This is a genomic window from Kitasatospora sp. Ki12 (assembly GCF_054601375.1).
Genome location: NZ_BAAIHT010000001.1, coordinates 2,942,976 through 2,960,205, shown reverse-complemented (window position 1 = coordinate 2,960,205; position 17,230 = coordinate 2,942,976). Strand labels below are relative to the sequence as shown.

Here is a 17,230-nt window from a genome sequence, read left to right as displayed (position 1 = left end):
CAGGCCTGGGGCGTCGGCGTCCGATGTGCAGGGCTGTTGCCAAGGCATGCGGTCAGGGTCTTGCGCATCACGGTCCTCCTGCCGATGTGAGGGCCTGTTCGAGGGAGTTCACCACGCGGTCGATGTCGGTTTCGGTGAGGTGCTGGTGGAACGGCAGGCTCAGGATCTCCTCGCTGACCTTCTCGGTGACCGGCAGCGGCCGGTGCCAGGGTTTGAAGGCTGCCTGGAGGTGGTTGGGCGGGTAGTGGACGCCCACCGCGATGCCCCGGGTCCTCATCAGCCGGAACACGTCCTCGCGGTGCGGCACCCGGACCACGCACAGGTGCGGCACCGTGCGGGTCACGTCCACGTCCACCAGCTCCACCGCCGGGATGCCGCACAGCGCGTCGCGGTAGGCGACCCACAGCTCCCGCCGGGTCTTCTCCGTCTCGGCGAAGCGGCGCAGCTGCGCGAGGCCGATGGCGGCGTTGATGGAAGACATCTGGTAGCGCAGCCCGAAACCCTCCACGCTGTAGCTGGTGATGGCCTGGCGTTCGGCCTGGGACTGCACTACACCGAGCATCCGCACGCCGCGTAGGAAGTCGGCCTCACCGGGGTTGCGCGGGATGACCATGCCGCCCTGACCACAGGTGAGGTTCTTGATGGGCCCGAACGAGAAGCACGTCAGGGCTCCGGTCGCACCGACGCGCCGGTGGTTCAGGTGCGAGCCGAAGGCGTGCGCCGCGTCCTCGATCACGGCGATGCCGCGCTCGTGGAGGGTGTCGTAGGCCGCGCCCAGATCCACGGCCCGGCCGCCGTACAGCACCGGCAGCACCGCATGAGTGCGGTCGGTCACGGCGGCCATGACCGTGGCGGCCTCCGCGCACAGGGTGTCGGGGTTGACTTCAACGAAGCGGGGGACCGCGTCCACGGCGCGGATGGCCTGGACAGTGGCGCAGAACGTCATGGACGGCACGATCACCTCGTCCCCCGCGCCGACCCCGGCGGCCAGCAGGGCACAGTGCAGGGCGGCCGTGCCGGAGGCGGTGGCCACAGCGTCCGGGACACCGAGGAACCGGGCGACGTCCTGCTCGAACTGCTCGGTGACGGCGGTGTGCCCGTACTGGCCGTCAGCCAGGACGCGCCCCACGGCCTCCAGTTCCGTCCCGTACAGGTACGGGCTGGCGTTGCGTGCGGCGTCGGGCCGTGACGGGGTGATCACGATACCTCCCGGGTCGGTCGGATGATCGGTCGGAGCAGTGAGACGGCCTTGTCCAGGGCCGCGGACACATCTGCGGGCGACGGTCCGGCGGCGGTGATCATGCCGATCTTGTGGCCGGACTGGTCATGCGGGTGCACAGGGTCTCCGGGCTGGGCGTACAGCTCGATACCGGTGACACCGGGGACGTTGCGGGCTTCGGCGACCCCCTCCCAAGTGGCGAGTTCGCCTTCCACGTCGAGGGGGGAGCCGAGCAGTTCCACCCCCGCGTGCGCGTTGCGCGTCGGCCTCAGATAGGCGTCGAACGGCTCACCGAGCGCGAGTGCGATGAGCGCGCCCACGACATTGACGCCGTAGGCGGCCTCGTGCAGGCGCGGGATGCTGTCCCCGCTCAGGCGCGGGTTGGCTTCGACGATGCGGCCCTGGCCGTCCTCGCCAAGGACGAGGTCGAAGTTCGCGGGCCCGTTGACGATGCCCAGCGCGGCGCACAGCCGGACGGCGATGTCCTCAAGGTGGCAGTGCTCCTGCGGGGAGAGCTGCGCCGTTCTGATGCGCCGGACGACGCTTCTGCCGGCCACGAGGTGTTGGTCCTTGATGCAGGTCATGGCCGGCGTGCCGTCGCGGAGGAAGAGGTCAATGGTCAGCTGGCGGCCGTGGACGTACTCCTCGGCGATCACGGTCCGGGAGGTGGAGTAGGTGCGTGCGTGGGCGATGGCGGCGGGGAGGCCGTCCGGGTGGGTGAGGCGCGTGATGCCCTTGCTGCCCGATCCGTCCACCGGCTTGACCATGAGCGGGAACCGCAGCTCTGCCGCCTTCCCGGCGATCTCGGCCGGGTCGTCCGACGCGGCCCACCCGTACCCGGCGACGCCGCAGGACGCGGCGATCCTATGGAAGGCGGCCTTGTCGAGACCCGCCAAGGCCGCCTCCGGGTACACGTAGGTCATGCCGTAGCGCAGGCCCAGGACCCGCCAGGTGAGCAGCGCGGCGTCGCTCGCACCGACCACGATCCCGGCGGGCCGCGTGTCGCCCAGGGCTTCGGCGATGGCACCCGCGTCCCGGGTGGAGACCTTCATGGCCGCATCGGCGAAGGGGAACGCGGGGGCGTCCGACCGCATGTCGACAGCGATGGTCGGGATTCCTCGCCGTCCCGCCTCCTGGTACAGAGGGATGTGCTCCTCCGATGCGCCGAGCACGAGCAGCGCGTTCTGTGGCAACTGGTCACCGGGCACGGTCACGCTCCGGGCTCGGGGCCGTGGTGTGGACGGCGGGTACCGGGAGCTGCGGGTTGCGGGCCTGCGGGGCCCAGCGGTCCGGGTGGTGCTGGTACCAGGCGACGGTCTCGGCGAGACCGTCATCGAGAGAGCGGCACGGCCGGTAGCCGAGCTGCTCGGCCTTGGCGCAGTCCATCGCGTACCGCAGGTCGTTCGCGGTCCGATCCGGGACGTACACCACGCGGCTCCAGTCCGCGCCGCAGGCGCGCAGCAGCAGCGCCGTCAGCTCCCGGTTCGTCAGATCCGCCCCGAGGCCGAGGTTGTAGGCCTCGCCGGGCATGCCGTCGCGCAGCACGAGCTCGACGCCGGCGCAGTTGTCCTCGACGTGCAGCCAGTTCCGCACGTGCTGACCCTGTCCGTGAACGGTGACCTTGTCGCCCCGCATCAGGGCGGAGATGAACCGGGGGACGACCTTCTCCGGGTGCTGGCCGGGCCCGTAGTTGTTCGAGGAGCGGGTGACGCACACCGGCAGCCCGAACGTGACCGCGTACGACAGGGCGACCAGGTCCGACGCGGCCTTGCTCGCGGCGTAGGGGACCGTCGGGCGCAGCGGCGCGTCCTCAGTCGCGGCACCGTCCAGGAGCGGTCCGTAGACCTCGTCGGTGGACACGTGGACGAACTTGGACACCTCGGCCTTGGCCGCGGCCTCCAGGATCCGCTGGGTGCCCAGCACGTTCGTCGCCGCGAACGCCCCGGCGTCGGCGAAACTGTGGTCGACGTGGGACTCGGCGGCGAAGTGCACGACCGCGGTGTGCCGGGCGATCAGGTCGGTGACGAGCGTGGTGTCGAGGATGTTGCCGTGGACGAACGTGAGCTTCGGCGAGTCGAGCGCCGAACCCAGGTTGTCCAGGTTGCCCGCGTACGTGAGGGCGTCGAGGACGGTGATCCGCTCGACATCGTCGGCGGCAAGCATCCGCTTGGCGAAGTGGGATCCGATGAAACCGGCGCCGCCGGTGACGAGCAGCTGGCGCATGCGCGCCTCCATTCCGGGGGACGGCCACCCCTGCCCTGTCGCGAGGAGCGGTCCGACCGGCTTCCAGAACACTCCCGGGAGGGTGGCGTCCGGCAGGCACACAGAGGGGGCCCACAAATCACGGGAGCGGTAACGGTGTTGGTTCCTGCGGGCCTACCCTCGAAGCCCGGCCACCGGCAGGCAGGAGACCCTTCATGGCGCCGGCACCACGCAGGACCCGCGAACCGAACCACCGCCTCGGCGCGCTCCTTGCCGCGAGCGGCCGCAGCCGCAAGGGCCTCGCGCAGCGGGTGAACGAGCTCTCCGCGCGACGCGGTCAGTCGCGCGCGTACACCCATACGAGTGTCGGCAACTGGGTGGACAAGGGCATGATCCCCGACGCCCCTGCGCCCGAGCTCATCGCCGTTGCGCTGGGAGAACGCCTCGGACGGCCTGTCACCCTTACGGAGATGGGCATGGTCGGCCTCCCCGCTGACCCGGCCGCGATGGGGTTGGATTTCCCCAGAGACCCCGGCGACGCCGTGCGCAACGCCGCGAACTTCTGGAGCACCGTGCACCGACGCGACTTCATCGGCGGCGCGTTCGCCGTCGCTGCCTACACCACCCCGGTCACCCGCTGGCTGGTCCGACCCTCCGCGCCGCTCCCTGGGCACCGTGGCAGCCTCCAGGTCGGCCGCGCGGACGTGGAGGAGCTCTGGCAGGCCGCGAGCGAGGCTCGCTCCTGGGACTCGAAGTACGGCGGCGGCAGCTGGCGCTCCAGCAGCGTCGCGGACTGCCTCCGGCACCGCGCGAGCCCGCTGCTGGTCGGCACCTACCCGGAGAAGATCGGCGCCGAGCTGTACCGCGTGACGGCCGAGCTCGCCCGGGTCGTCGGCTGGACCGAGCTGGACATGGGCCAGCACGACGCCGCGCAGCGGCACTTCATCCAGGCCCTCGCGCTCGCCCGCGCGGCCGGCGACACCGAGGTCGGCAGCCACGTGATGTCCACGATGGCGCTGCAGGCCATGCTGCGCGGCTACCCGAGCGAGGCCATCGACATGGTCCAGGGCGGCTACGAGCGCGCGAAGGGGTCGTCGAGCCCGCGGGTGCTGGCGTTTGCGAAGATGGTCGAGGCCCGGGCACACGGCCGGTCGCGCGACCCGCGGGCGGCGTCGCGCGCCCTGTCGGAGGCGGAGACGCTCCTCGGCCGCACACGGCCCGGCGACGATCCGGAGTGGATCAGCTACATGAGCCACACCCGCCTCGCATCGGATGCGGTCGAGGTGTGGCGGGACCTCGGCAACCCGAAGGCGGCGTTCACGTGGAACCGGCACGCCGACGCGATGCCTGAGGGCTCGTTCGCCCGCTCGGTCGGGCTGCGCCTCACGGTGCTCGGGACGGTGCACCTGCAGGGCGGCAGCCTCGAGGAAGGCGTCGCGATGGGGCACCGGGCGGTCGACATCCTCGCGCGGGTGCAGTCGACGCGGGCGCGGGACTACGTGCGGGACTACACGACGGAGTTGCGGCGCTGGCCGAAGGAGCCGGCAGTTCGGGACCTACTGCAGCGGGCACGCGCGGAGCTGGCCATGGCCAGCTGAGCGGCCAGGCGACGACCGCTTCCGCGCGATGCTCGCCGCAACTCGACCCCACCGCCGCAACTCCCACGGGCGCGAACTCCTCGAACGTGCCCACCCCCTGGCTACCGGCCACCGGATCTGACCAGCAGGCAGACCGCGCCGTACGCCCGGCCTCTCCGGCTGCGAAACCAGTGAACGCTTGGCACTCCGCGTAGTTGATGTGCTACTTTCCGCATCATCAACAGAACATAGAAGACCCCGGCGGTGTTAGAGCACCCCGGGGTCTGGCACCAGGAGCAGCAACTCCCCATGCACATTCATCGTAGCGCTCACGCGCGCTGTTTCACCGTACTTCCGAACGGCCTTCTCCAGGACCGTCGCCTCAGCTACACCGCCCGAGGCCTCCTCGCTGACCTCCTCTCCCGTCCCGACGGCTGGCGCGAGGACGGGCGGCACATGGCCGACACCAGCCCGCAGGGGCGGGGCGCCGTTCGCCGGGCGCTCAACGAGCTCAAGGAAGCCGGGTACTACCGGGTCGAGACGGTCCGGCTGCCCGACGGCACGCTCCGTACCGATGTGCACGTGTACGACACTCCGCAGCGGCCGGAGTCACCGAGTGACCGGCCCTCGGACCCCGGTGAGCCCGAGACCGGTCCTCCTGACAGCCAAGTAGTAAAGAACCCGGGAGAAGTACCCACCCTCCCCGCCCAGTTGACGCGAGCGGACGAGCAGACCCGCAGGGCGGTGGCCATACTCTTCCGTGCGATCCGGCCCGAACCCCGCCTGCGCCTCGGCGAGGCCGAGGCCCTGCGACTGGCACCCCTCGTCGCCCAGTGGCTGGAACGCGGCAGCACGGCAACCGAGCTGGCCCACGCCCTGCTCCCCGGCCTGCCCTCGCCCCTCCACTCCCCCGTGGCGATCCTCCGCGACCGCCTCCAACGCAAGATGCCGCCCGTGCCGTCGGCCCCGCCACCCCGGCCGGCCTCCTCCCCCGAGTGCGCCGAGTGCCACGACCCGGTGCCTCGCCCCGGCATCTGCCGCCCGTGTGCGGGCCTCGGCGCCAGAACCGTCGCGGTCGGCACCGGTGCGGCCGCCACTCCCCGCGGTGTCGCCCGCGCCCGTGCGGGGCTGCGCGGGCGCGGTCCCCTCACCGTGGCGCCCGGCTTCTGAGGCGGCGGATCACGGTGGAGGGCCCCGACGGACCGCGTGGTTCGTCGGGGCCCTCCACCGGCCGGTCCGTCGGCCGGTCGGTCAGCCGGTCGGTCAGCCGGTCAGACGCACTTGAGGTCGCGGTTGACCACGGCCATCCCGGCGACCTTGCCGCCGTCCATGGTGAACTCGTACTGCCAGCCCTGCTGACCGTCCACCGGGAACACGTACTTGCCGCTCTTCGCCAGCTGGAGGCCCTTGGCGCCGTAGGCCTGCTGCAGGGCCTCCAGGGTGGCGCCGGCACCGATGCCCTCGGCGGTCTTCGCCTCCGCCGGGGCGACCAGCTCGCGCAGGCCGGCGGCGGCGAAGGAGACCCGGCCGGTGGCCAGGTACGCCTTCTCCTTGGTCTCCCGGGCCACCATCTGGTCGACCAGCGACTGTGTGGCGTCCGCGATCAGCTTGGCGTTGGCGGCCGAGTTCGCCGCCGCGGCGGCCGAGCCGGCGGCGGCGTCCGCAGCGCCCTTCGCGGAGGTGTTCGGCCCCACCGAGCCCGCCGGGGCGGGCGCCTTGCCGGTGGCCGCGTCCGCCTTGGCGTTGAGGTCCTTGTAGCGGGCCTCGGTGGCCGCCTCGGCCGTCATCCGGGCCTGGTCGGGTGCCGGGCCGCCCTTGTAGACGAAGTCGGTGCAGCCGTCGAGCAGCGAGACCGGCGCGGTCTCCAGCGCGCCGGTGGCCAGGCCCGCGTCCTTCGCCATGCCCGGCTTGAGGCCGCGGTAGCCGGCCGCCGCGAAGGCCTCCGGCCCCTTCGTCGTGGGCGCCGCGGAGGGCGCGCCCGTCTGGGCCGCCGCCGCGGTGTCGCCCTTCGCCGTGTCCTTCTTGTCGTCCGACGTGCAGGCCGCCGCCCCGGCGACCAGCAGTGCCACCGAGATGCCCACGCCCACCGCGCGGACCGAGGCTCGGTTCTTCCCCATGTCCTAAACCCCCACTTGATCGTTCGAGGGTCACCGTAGCGAACGCCCGCTCACGACCCACAATCCATTTCCGGAGCCGGGAACAGCCGGGCACGCGGAAGGGCCCGCGTCCGGCGGGGACGCGGGCCCTTCCGTGCGGCTGTCCGTCAGCGCATCGAGCCGGTGCGCAGCAGCGTGCGGATGACGCGCATCGCGACCGAGAGGCTGGACAGCTCGTAGTTGTCCGAACCCCTTATGTCGTCGAGGGTGCTCTTGGCGCGGTTCAGCAGGGTGCCGTTGAGCTCCGCCCAGGCGGTGTAGCGCTCCTCCGGGGTGGCGCCCTCGGGGCCGCAGGCCAGGATGTCGTTGGTCAGCGCCGCGTGCGCCGCGAAGAGGTCCTCGCGGATCGAGGCCCGGGCCATCGACGACCAGCGGTCGGTGCGGGGCAGTTCGATGATGCGGTCGAGCAGGTGCGAGATCTGGAGCCGGTCGCCCAGGTCGTAGTAGAGCTCGGCGACCTCGGCGACGTCCTTGCCGGAGCGGTCCGCGACCTCGGTGATGTCCAGGGTCGGGAAGACCGAGGAGAGGCCGGCGATCCGGGTGGCCAGCTCTTCCGGCACACCGGCCGAGGCGAGCTCGTTGTACACCGACTCGTACCAGGTCAGGTCCTCGCCGCGGAGCGGCTTGGGCAGCGAGCCCCAGACCTGGTTGACCCGGTCGTGGAAGAACTCGATGGTGCCGGCGATGTCGAGCGGCTGGCGGCGGTTGTTGAGCATCCACCGGGTGGCGCGCTCGACCAGGCGGCGCGAGTGCAGGCGCATCTTGGTCTGCACCCGGGCCGGGACCTGGTTGTCCAGGCCCTCGATCTCGCCCCAGATCGTCTCCAGGCCGAAGACGGCCCGCGCGGCGGTGTGCGTCCGGGCGATCTCCTCGTAGGTCGCGCCGGTCTCCTCCTTCAGGCGGAAGGCGAAGGTGCAGCCACCGCGGTTGATCGTGTCGTTGACGATCAGCGTGGTGATGATCTCGCGGCGCAGCGCGTGGCCGTCGATCGCGTCGGCGAACCGGGCCCGCAGCGCGCTGGGGAAGTAGTCGTGCAGCGCGGCGCGGAAGTACGGGTCGTCGGGGAGGTCGGTGGCGAGCAGCTCGTCGGCCAGGATGATCTTGGTGTAGGCGAGCAGCACGGACATCTCGGGCTGGGAGAGCCCGCGGCCGTTCTGCTGGCGCTCGCGGATCTGGCGGTCGGTGGGCAGGAACTCCAGCGCCCGGTCGAGGCGGCCGGCCGCCTCGAAGCGGTTGATCATCCGGGCGTGGACGTTGACCATGCTGTGCGCCTGGGCGACGGCGTTGGCCAGCACCACGTTCTGCGCGTAGTTGTTGCGCAGCACCAGGTGGCCGACCTCGTCGGTCATCTCGGCCAGCAGGACGTTGCGCTGCTTGACCGTCATGTCGCCCTCGGCGACGACCTGGTTGAGCAGGATCTTGATGTTGACCTCGTGGTCCGAGGTGTCCACACCGGCCGAGTTGTCGATCGCGTCGGTGTTGATCCAGCCGCCGGTGCCCTCCGGGCCGCCGGTGGCCGCGTACTCGATGCGGCCGAGCTGGGTGCAGCCGAGGTTGCCGCCCTCGCCGATGACCCGGGCCCGGACCTGCTCGCCGTTGACGCGGATCGCGTCGTTGGACTTGTCGCCGACCTCGGCGTTGGTCTCGGCGGAGGCCTTGACGTAGGTGCCGATGCCGCCGTTCCAGAACAGGTCGACGGGCGCCTGCAGGATCGCCTTCATCAGCTCGGCCGGGGTGAGCCGGCTCTCCGTGATGCCGAGGGCGGTCCGGACCTGCGAGGTCAGCTGGATCGACTTGGCGCTGCGCGGGAAGACCCCGCCGCCGGCGGAGATCAGCGACTTGTCGTAGTCGTCCCAGGAGCTGCGCGGCAGGTCGAACAGGCGGCGGCGCTCGGCGTACGAGGCGGCCGCCTCCGGGTTCGGGTCGAGGAAGATGTGGCGGTGGTCGAAGGCGGCGACCAGGCGGATGTGCTCGCTGAGCAGCATGCCGTTGCCGAAGACGTCGCCGGACATGTCGCCGATGCCGACGACGGTGAAGTCCTCGGACTGGGTGTCGACGCCGAGCTCGCGGAAGTTGCGCTTGACCGACTCCCAGGCGCCGCGGGCGGTGATGCCCATGCCCTTGTGGTCGTAGCCGGCCGAGCCGCCGGAGGCGAACGCGTCGCCCAGCCAGAAGCCGTACGACTCCGCGACGCCGTTGGCGATGTCGGAGAAGGTCGCGGTGCCCTTGTCGGCGGCGACGACGAGGTAGGTGTCGTCCTCGTCGTGGCGGACCACGTCGGCGGGGTGCACGACCTCGCCGCCGACCAGGTTGTCGGTGATGTCCAGCAGCGCCGAGATGAAGGTCTTGTACGAGGAGACGCCCTCGGCCAGCCAGGCGTCGCGGTCCACCGACGGGTCCGGCAGCTGCTTGGCGACGAAGCCGCCCTTGGCGCCGACCGGCACGATCACGGTGTTCTTGACCATCTGGGCCTTGACCAGGCCGAGGATCTCGGTGCGGAAGTCCTCGCGCCGGTCGGACCAGCGCAGACCGCCGCGGGCGACCTTGCCGAAGCGCAGGTGCACGCCCTCGACCTGCGGCGAGTAGACCCAGATCTCGAACGCCGGGCGCGGGGCCGGCAGGTCCGGGACGGCCTTCGGGTCGAACTTCATCGACACGTAGGAGTGCCACTCGCCGTCACCGGCGTGCTGGAAGAAGTTGGTCCGCAGGGTGGCCTTGATGAGGTTCAGGAAGGAGCGCAGGATGCGGTCCTCGTCCAGCGAGACGACCTCGTCGAGCGCGCCGGACAGCTCCTCCAGGATGCCCTCGGTCAGCTCCAGGGCGCCCGAGCGGTGGCTGGGGCTCAGCCGGGCCTCGAACAGGTTGACCAGCAGCCGGGTGGTGTGGGTGTTGTTGCGGAGCGCGTCCTCCATGTAGTCCTGGGAGAACGTGGAGCCCGCCTGGCGCAGGTACTTGGCGTACGCGCGGAGCATCATCGCCTGGCGCCAGGTCAGCCCGGCGGTCAGCACCAGCTCGTTGAAGCCGTCGTTCTCGGCCTTGCCGGTCCAGGTGGCGGCGAAGGTCTCCTGGAAGCGCTCGCGGGCCTCGTCGTTGAGCTCGGTGGCCTCGCGCAGCTTCAGGCCGAAGTCGTAGACCCACGCGGTGGTGGCGTCGGAGCGGCGCAGCGCGTACGGGTGCTCGTCGAGCACCTCGACGCCCAGGCGCTGGAGCACCGGCAGGACCTCGGTGAGCGAGATCGGGCCGCCGACCCGGTAGATCTTGAAGCGGCGCTCGTCGTCGCCGGCGCCGACCGGCTGGTACAGGTTCAGGCGGAAGTCGCCCTCGCCGTGCAGCGACTCGATCTGCTTGATGTCGGCGACGGCGGTGCGCGGCGGGAAGTCGGCGCGGTAGCCGTCGGGGAAGGCGTTGGCGTACTTGTGGCCGAGTTCGGCGGCCCGCTCCTCGCCCAGTTCGACGTGCAGCTGGTCGTGGAAGCCGTCCATCCAGAACCGGGCGGCCTCGGCCAGCCGGTTCTCGATCCGCTCGATGTCGGAATCGCTGAGCCGGGGCAGCTCGGTGCCCGGGGCGACCCGGACCACGAAGTGCAGACGGGTCAGCACCGACTCGGTGGCGTACACCGTGTAGTCGATGGTGGCGCCGTTCAGCTCTTCCTTGAGGATGTCGGTGAGCAGCAGCCGGATCCGCGTGGTGTAGCGGTCGCGCGGCAGGTAGATGAACGCGGAGAAGTAGCGCCCGTACTCGTCCTGGCGCAGGAAGAGGCGCAGCTTACGGCGCTCCTGCAGGTAGAGCACGCTGGTGGCGATGGAGAGCAGCTCGGAGGCCGGGGTCTGGAAGATCTCGTCCCGCGGGAAGGTCTCCATGATCTGCAGCAGGTCGCGGCCGTCGTGGCTCTCGCCGGAGAAGCCGGACTCGTCCAGCACCGCCTGGACCTTGCGGCGCACGACCGGGATGCGGGTGACCGACTCGGTGTAGGCGGCGGAGGAGAACAGGCCGAGGAAGCGGCGCTCGCCGATCGGCTCGCCGGCGGCGTTGAACTTCTTCACGCCGACGTAGTCCAGGTAGGCCGGGCGGTGCACGGTGGCACGGCTGTTGGCCTTGGTGAGGACGAGCAGCTTCTTCTCGTGGGCCTTGGCGCGCACCGGGGCGGAGAGCCGGCCGAAGGCCTCGCTGACGGCGTGGTGGCGGTCGTCGTGGCTGTGCGGGTCGGAGCGCAGGATGCCCAAGCCCGTCCCGGCGACGGCCTTGAGGACCTCTTCGCCCTCGTGCTCGACCAGGTCGTACTCGCGGTAGCCGAGGAAGGTGAAGTGGTCGTCGGCGAGCCAGCGCATCAGCTCCCAGGCCTCGCCGACCTCCTGCTCGGGCAGGCCGGCCGGGGGCTGCTCGGCCAGCTCGTCGGCCAGGCGCAGGGCGCTCTCGCGCATCTTGCCCCAGTCCTCGACGACCTCGCGGACGTCGCCGAGCACGCGGCGCAGGTCGGACTCGATGGCGCGCAGGTCGTCGCGGTCGGTCTCGCGGTCGATCTCGATGTGCATCCACGACTCGACGGTCGCGTCGGCCGGCCACTCGGTGCCGGCGGCCTGGCTGCGGGAGCAGGCGTCGACGTCCAGGATCTCCAGCAGCTTGCCGGTGATGTCACGGCGGACGACCAGCTGGGGGTGGATCACGATGTGGATGCCGCGGTCCTGGCGGGACAGCTCGTTGGTGACGGAGTCGACCAGGAAGGACATGTCGTCGGTGACGACCTCGACGACCGTGTGGCCGCAGGACCAGCCGTTCTCCTCCACCGAGGGGGTGTGGACCCGCACCTCGGCGGTGCCCTGCGGGCGCTTGAGGCCCAGCCGGTAGTGGGAGGCCGCCGCCCCGTAGACGTCGACCGGGTCGCGGTCGACCAGGTCCTCGGGAGCGGTGTGGAGGTAGTAGTGGTGCAGGTACGCGGTCAGAGCGCCGTTGCTCAGACCTTCCCCGGGCGCCGCTCCCCCCACCTGGCTGTTCTCAGCGGCTGCGGCTGCCTTCTTGAGCAGTTCGGCCTTGGCTGCGTCCAGCTTGGTCTGCATGACTTCTTGGCTCCTGTCGCGCGCCGTTGCGTGACTCGGTGGTGTGTGGATGTACACCGCCGGGTCAGCCGCAATCCTGCCGCACTATCCGACTGAAAGGGGCTCATGGCGCGCATGAAACGTCCTCCCAGTGGGTAGGACGACACGTTCGTCCTGCAAGCCACCCGACGACGCCAGCCAGCCTAACCGGATCAATCGAAGGTGCACAGGGACGGGGAGGCGCAAAGCTGCAGGATGTCGGGTCCGTCCTGGACAGCATGTCCAAACCGGAGGCTGATGTTCACTCTCAGCCCATGTGCGGGTATCGGTGGTGGATCGGCGGCACGAAGGTCTCCTTGATCGAGCGCGCCGAGGTCCAGCGCAGGAGGTTCTGGGCGGCGCCGGCCTTGTCGTTGGTGCCCGAGGCCCGGCCCCCGCCGAAGGGCTGCTGGCCGACCACGGCACCGGTCGGTTTGTCGTTGATGTAGAAGTTCCCGGCGGTGAAGCGCAGCTCCTCCACGGCCTGGGCGATGGCGTAACGATCCTGCGCGATCACCGCGCCGGTCAGCCCGTACGGGGCGCCGCCGTCGACCCGGCGCAGCACGTCGTCCCAGCGGGAGTCCTCGTAGACGTGGACGGCGAGGATCGGGCCGAAGTACTCGGTCCGGAAGATCTCGCCCCGGTGGTCGGAGGAGACCAGGACGGTGGGCCGGACGAACCAGCCGATCGCGTCGTCGTACTGGCCGCCGGCCGCCAGCTCGATCGTCGGGTCCGCCTTGGCCCGCTCGATGGCGTCCCGGTTCTTCTCGAAGGCGCGCCGGTCGATCAGGGCGCCCATGAAGTTGGACAGGTCGGTCACGTCGCCCACCGCGAGCGCGTCCACCTCGGCCAGGAAGTCGTCCTTGATCCGCTGCCAGAGGCTGCGCGGCAGGTAGGCGCGGGAGAGCGCGGAGCACTTCTGGCCCTGGTACTCGAAGGCGCCGCGGATCAGCGCGGTCCGCAGGATCTCCGGATCGGCGGAGCGGTGCGCCAGCAGGAAGTCCTTGCCGCCGGTCTCACCGACGATCCTCGGGTACGTGCGGTAGCCGCCGATGTTGGCGCCGATGCTCTGCCACAGCGACTGGAAGGTGGCGGTGGAGCCGGTGAAGTGCAGCCCGGCGAGGGCCGGGTCGGCCAGCGCGACCGCGGAGACCTGCAGGCCGTCGCCGGTCACCAGGTTGATCACCCCGGGCGGCAGACCGGCCGCCTCCAGCAGCCGCATCAGGTGGTGGGCGGCCAGGGTCTGGGTCGGCGCGGGCTTCCAGACCACGGTGTTGCCCATCAGCGCGGGGGCGGTGGGCAGGTTGCCGGCGATCGCGGTGAAGTTGAACGGGGTGATCGCGTAGACGAAACCTTCCAGCGGACGGTGGTCGGTGCGGTTCCACACGCCGGGCGAGGAGATCGGCTGATCCGCCAGGATCTGCCGGGCGAACCCGACGTTGAACCGCCAGAAGTCGATCAGCTCGCAGGCCGAGTCGATCTCGGCCTGCTGCGCGGTCTTGGACTGGCCGAGCATGGTGGCCGCGTTGAGCGTCTCCCGCCAGGGCCCGGCCAGCAGGTCGGCGGCGCGCAGGAAGACCGCCGCGCGGTCGTCGAAGGAGAGCGAGCGCCACTGCCGGCCGGCGGCCAGCGCCGCGTCCACCGCCGCGCGGGCGTCCTCCCGGGTGGCGTTGCCGAGCACGCCCAGCTTGGCCGCGTGGTGGTGCGGCTGGACGACCTCGATCCGCTCCCCGCCGCCGAAGCGCTGCTCACCGCCGATGGTCATCGGCAGCGGGACCTGCTCGGCCGCCAGCTCGTCCAGCCGCCGGACCAGCCGGTCCCGCTCCGGGCTGCCCGGCGCGTACGCCCGCACCGGCTCGTTGACCGGGATCGGCACCTCGGTGACTGCGTCGATGGGCATGGCGGCTCCGTCCGGCTGGCTGATCGGGTGACGGGCCCTACCCGACCCACGGGACGGGCCCTGGTCCAGCCTGACCAGCGGCGGCCCGATCCGCCCGCTCAGACACGCGGACGGCGGACGTGGCGCCCGCCACTGCGGGCCGCCGGCCGGGTCGCCCTTCGGCCCGCTCCGGAAGCTCGCTCAGCCGGCCAGCCGGCCCGCCAGCTCGACCGCCTCGGCCAGGCTGTCCACCACCGGGACGCCGACCGGCTCCAGCTTCTCCCGGGTGTGCGAGCCGCCGGTGTACAGCACCGCGTGCGCGCCCACGCTCAGCGCCGCCAGGGCGTCGTCCGCGGCGTCGCCGATCAGCACCGTACGGGCCGGGTCCACCTGCTCGCCGAGCGCGGCCAGGTGGCGGACCAGGTGCTCCGCCTTCTGCCCGCCGGCCGGGCCGCTACGGCCGTCCACCCGCAGGAAGTGGCCGGTCAGACCGAAGGTGTCGACCAGCGGCACCAGCTTCTCGTGCACGTACAGCGACAGCAGCGACTGGCTGTGCCCGGCCGCCCGCCAGCCGTCCATCAGCTCGCGCGCGCCCTCGGTCAGCCCGCAGGCCTCGCTCAGCTCGCGGTAGCGGTCGTGGAAGGCCTCGTCCAGCTTCAGCCACTCCTCCTGGGAGGGCGCGCGGCCCAGCAGCCGCTGGTAGAACCGCGGGATCGGGATCTCGTACTGCTCGCGGTACTCCCGCAGGCTCATCGGCCCGACGCCGATGGTCTCGAAAGCGGCGTTGCTCGCCCCGAGCACCGCTTCCATGTCGTGGAAGAGAGTGCCGTTCCAGTCCCAAACGATGTGAGTGCGCACGGGGGACAACGGTAACGCCGGGCGTCGGCGGACCGGTAGGGCGGAGCTCACGCGGGGGCCCCGCCCAGGGCCGCGCTCGGGCGCCGCGCTCAGGCGCCGCGCTCAGGCGAGCAGCGAGGGGATCTCCTGGGTCGCGAACCAGAGCAGGTCGTGGTCCTCGGCGCCGTCCACGGTGAACTGGGCGTCCTGGTCGCCCGCGTCGGCCGCGGCCACCGCCGCCACCGCTGCCGCGACGTCCGTGACCACCTCGTCGTCGGCCACGTCGGCGTGCACCGCGGCCGCCTTGGCCAGCCGCACCGGGCCGGCCAGCACCACCCGGCCGAGCGAGGCCTGGTCCTGGTACTCGTCGCCCGGGAAGGGCCGTACGGACGCGTCGGCCACGTCCAGCGCCACCACGACCCGGCGGCGCGGGGCGTCCGGGTCGGCGGCCAGCAGCCGCAGGGAGGACTGGGCGGCCCGGTTCAGCGCCGCGTACTCCAGCTCCTCGAGGTCGTCGCTGACGTACCACTCGCGCAGCGCGGGCGTCACGGCGTACGCCGCGGACTGGTCCAGGGCACCGCCCTCGTGCGCCGCCGCCAGGCCGGACAGGGTGGTGGGCAGGTACACGCGCATCGGTGGCACTCTCCGGTTCGGTCCAGCGGTCCCGGTCCAGCGGAACGGATTCCCCAGCGCCCCAAGAATAAGCGCCGCGGGGCTCCCGTGATCACCTCCGGTCCGGGATCCCGACCGATCACCGGGCGGCCCGCAGCGCCTCCCGGCTGGTGCGCAGGGCGCTCTCCAGGACGGCGCCGCGGCGGGCCGGGTCCATCATGTTCGGGCCCGCCACCGCGAGGTCGGCCAGGGTCGGCGCGAGCAGCCGCACCCGGACGCCCTCGGCCCGCAGCAGCGCGGCCTCGCGCAGCAGCTGCCGGGTGACGGCACGGCGGTAGCGGCTGACCAGCTGGGCCAGCACGCCGCGCGGGCGGTCCCGGGCGCGCCACTCGCGCAGCGCGGCCAGGGTGTCGCGCCCGCGGTCGAGCGGCCCGGAACCCTCGCGCCCGGCCCCCTCGGCGCGCCCGGGCCGCTCGGGCCTGGGGTCCAGCCGCAGGGCCATCGGGGCCAGCACGTACACCTCGTCCAGGCCGCGGCCGAGCAGCAGGTCGGCGTTGGTGGCCGACCAGCAGCCGCCGTCCACGTACGCCGAGCCGTCCAGGCGCACCGGCGCGAACCAGCCGGGGATCGCGCAGGAGGCCATCACCGCGTCGGCGACCGGGACCGCCGGGGCGTCCGGGTCGCCGAAGACCACCCGGTGGCCGCTGCGGTAGTCCACGGCGGCCACCCGCAGCGCCGCGCCCGGGACCGTACTCGCCGCCGGGCCCACCGCCTCCGAGTCCGCGCCCGGGCCCACCGCCTCCGAGTCCGCGCCCGGGGCCGGCCAGCCGCCCGGGCCGAGCAGGCCGCGCACCAGTTCGCCGACCGGCGCCAGCGAGCCCCGGCCGTGCGGCGCCATCGCCGAGACCATGGTCAGCAGCGGGTACTCGCGCGGGTGCCGGACGGCGTCGCGCAGCAGGCCGGGCGAGCCGATGCCGGCCCGGGGACGGGGCGGCAGCGCGCCGCCGACGGCGGTGTCGTAGTCGAAGACCACCCCGGCCAGCGGGCCTTCGGTGATCGGCAGGCCCCGCTGGTGGTCGCGCAGCTGCTCGGGGCGCACGCCGCCGGACAGCAGCGCGGCGAGGATGGCGCCGGCCGAGGTTCCGAGCAGGAGGTCGGCGTCGCCCGGCGGCTGCCCGGTGGCCTCCTCGACGGCGCACAGCGCACCGACCGTCCAGGCCGCGCCGAGCATCCCGCCGCCGCCCAGCACCAGGCCCCGCCGGGGTGCGCCCCCGGTGGGCGGGGCGGTGCCCGCGGCCACCGGGGCCGGCACCGTTGCTGCTACCCGTGTCGTCATACCGGCCGCCCGTCGTCGTCGGGGGCGGCTGTCCCACTCCCCGCGGTTCCCGGTCAGGCTCCGATGGTGCGCGCCGGTCCGGGGCGGCGCAACGCGGCGGTGGCGCGCCGACCCCCGGTGCGGCCCGGCCGGAACGTCCCCTTTCGAGCCGTACGGCGCGCTCCGTCACGTCAACCGAGCGCCTCGGGGCCGCCTCACCGGCCCTTCGCCGCACTGGCCCGTTCACCCGGATAGGTGACACCGGAGCCCGGCTCGGGGCGCCCCGGAAAGCCGTTGCCGCCGCACCTGGGGCACCACCAGCCTGGACCCGTCCGTACCCGCACCACCCCGTCGAGGAGCC

Annotated in this window: 11 protein-coding genes; 2 read left to right on the top strand and 9 right to left on the bottom strand. The window is 72.2% G+C overall.

Features of this window, described 5'->3' with window-relative positions; translation table 11 throughout:
* Positions 1-67: 67 nt before the first annotated feature.
* The 3 genes from ACYP53_RS13040 to ACYP53_RS13030 are packed head-to-tail and all read right to left on the bottom strand — an operon-like array spanning position 68 to position 3,442.
* Complete coding sequence (locus tag ACYP53_RS13040; protein ID WP_459647458.1) at positions 68-1,201, bottom strand: DegT/DnrJ/EryC1/StrS family aminotransferase; 1,134 nt, start codon at positions 1,199-1,201, stop codon at positions 68-70.
* Positions 1,198-2,427: an ATP-grasp domain-containing protein gene (locus ACYP53_RS13035; protein WP_459647457.1), complete on the bottom strand. Its 1,230-nt coding sequence runs from the start codon at positions 2,425-2,427 to the stop codon at positions 1,198-1,200. The genes ACYP53_RS13040 and ACYP53_RS13035 overlap by 4 nt, the downstream gene beginning before the upstream one ends.
* Positions 2,417-3,442, bottom strand: a complete 1,026-nt coding sequence (locus ACYP53_RS13030; RefSeq protein ID WP_459647456.1) for a dTDP-glucose 4,6-dehydratase — start codon at positions 3,440-3,442, stop codon at positions 2,417-2,419. The genes ACYP53_RS13035 and ACYP53_RS13030 overlap by 11 nt, the downstream gene beginning before the upstream one ends.
* Positions 3,443-3,636: 194 nt before the next feature.
* Here ACYP53_RS13030 and ACYP53_RS13025 point away from each other — a divergent pair, with 194 nt between their 5' ends.
* A complete protein-coding gene (locus tag ACYP53_RS13025; RefSeq protein ID WP_459647455.1) occupies positions 3,637-5,019 on the top strand; it encodes a sporulation protein in 1,383 nt (460 codons plus the stop codon).
* 435 nt (positions 5,020-5,454) lie between these two features.
* The gene (locus ACYP53_RS13020; protein ID WP_459647454.1) at positions 5,455-6,168 is read left to right on the top strand and encodes a hypothetical protein; all 714 of its coding nucleotides are present in this window, start codon (positions 5,455-5,457) and stop codon (positions 6,166-6,168) included.
* 101 nt (positions 6,169-6,269) lie between these two features.
* On the opposite strand, the gene ACYP53_RS13015 is transcribed toward ACYP53_RS13020, so the two are convergent.
* The 6 genes from ACYP53_RS13015 to ACYP53_RS12990 all read right to left on the bottom strand — a co-directional run bounded on the left by ACYP53_RS13015 (position 6,270) and on the right by ACYP53_RS12990 (position 16,890).
* Complete coding sequence (locus ACYP53_RS13015; protein WP_459647453.1) at positions 6,270-7,115, bottom strand: hypothetical protein; 846 nt, start codon at positions 7,113-7,115, stop codon at positions 6,270-6,272.
* A gap of 146 nt (positions 7,116-7,261) precedes the next feature.
* The gene (locus ACYP53_RS13010; RefSeq protein WP_189926439.1) at positions 7,262-12,208 is read right to left on the bottom strand and encodes an NAD-glutamate dehydrogenase; all 4,947 of its coding nucleotides are present in this window, start codon (positions 12,206-12,208) and stop codon (positions 7,262-7,264) included.
* Between the two features lie 286 nt (positions 12,209-12,494).
* The gene (pruA, locus tag ACYP53_RS13005) at positions 12,495-14,120 is read right to left on the bottom strand and encodes an L-glutamate gamma-semialdehyde dehydrogenase (protein WP_459647976.1); all 1,626 of its coding nucleotides are present in this window, start codon (positions 14,118-14,120) and stop codon (positions 12,495-12,497) included.
* 186 nt (positions 14,121-14,306) lie between these two features.
* Positions 14,307-14,963, bottom strand: a complete 657-nt coding sequence (locus ACYP53_RS13000) for an HAD family hydrolase (protein WP_268256669.1) — start codon at positions 14,961-14,963, stop codon at positions 14,307-14,309.
* A gap of 102 nt (positions 14,964-15,065) precedes the next feature.
* Entirely contained in the window at positions 15,066-15,575 is a 510-nt protein-coding gene (locus ACYP53_RS12995) for a DUF6912 family protein (protein WP_189926437.1), read from the bottom strand.
* A 118-nt stretch (positions 15,576-15,693) separates the two neighbouring features.
* Positions 15,694-16,890 carry a patatin-like phospholipase family protein gene (locus tag ACYP53_RS12990; protein ID WP_459647452.1) on the bottom strand — a complete coding sequence of 399 codons (1,197 nt, stop codon included), beginning with the start codon at positions 16,888-16,890 and terminating at the stop codon, positions 15,694-15,696.
* Positions 16,891-17,230 lie beyond the last annotated feature (340 nt).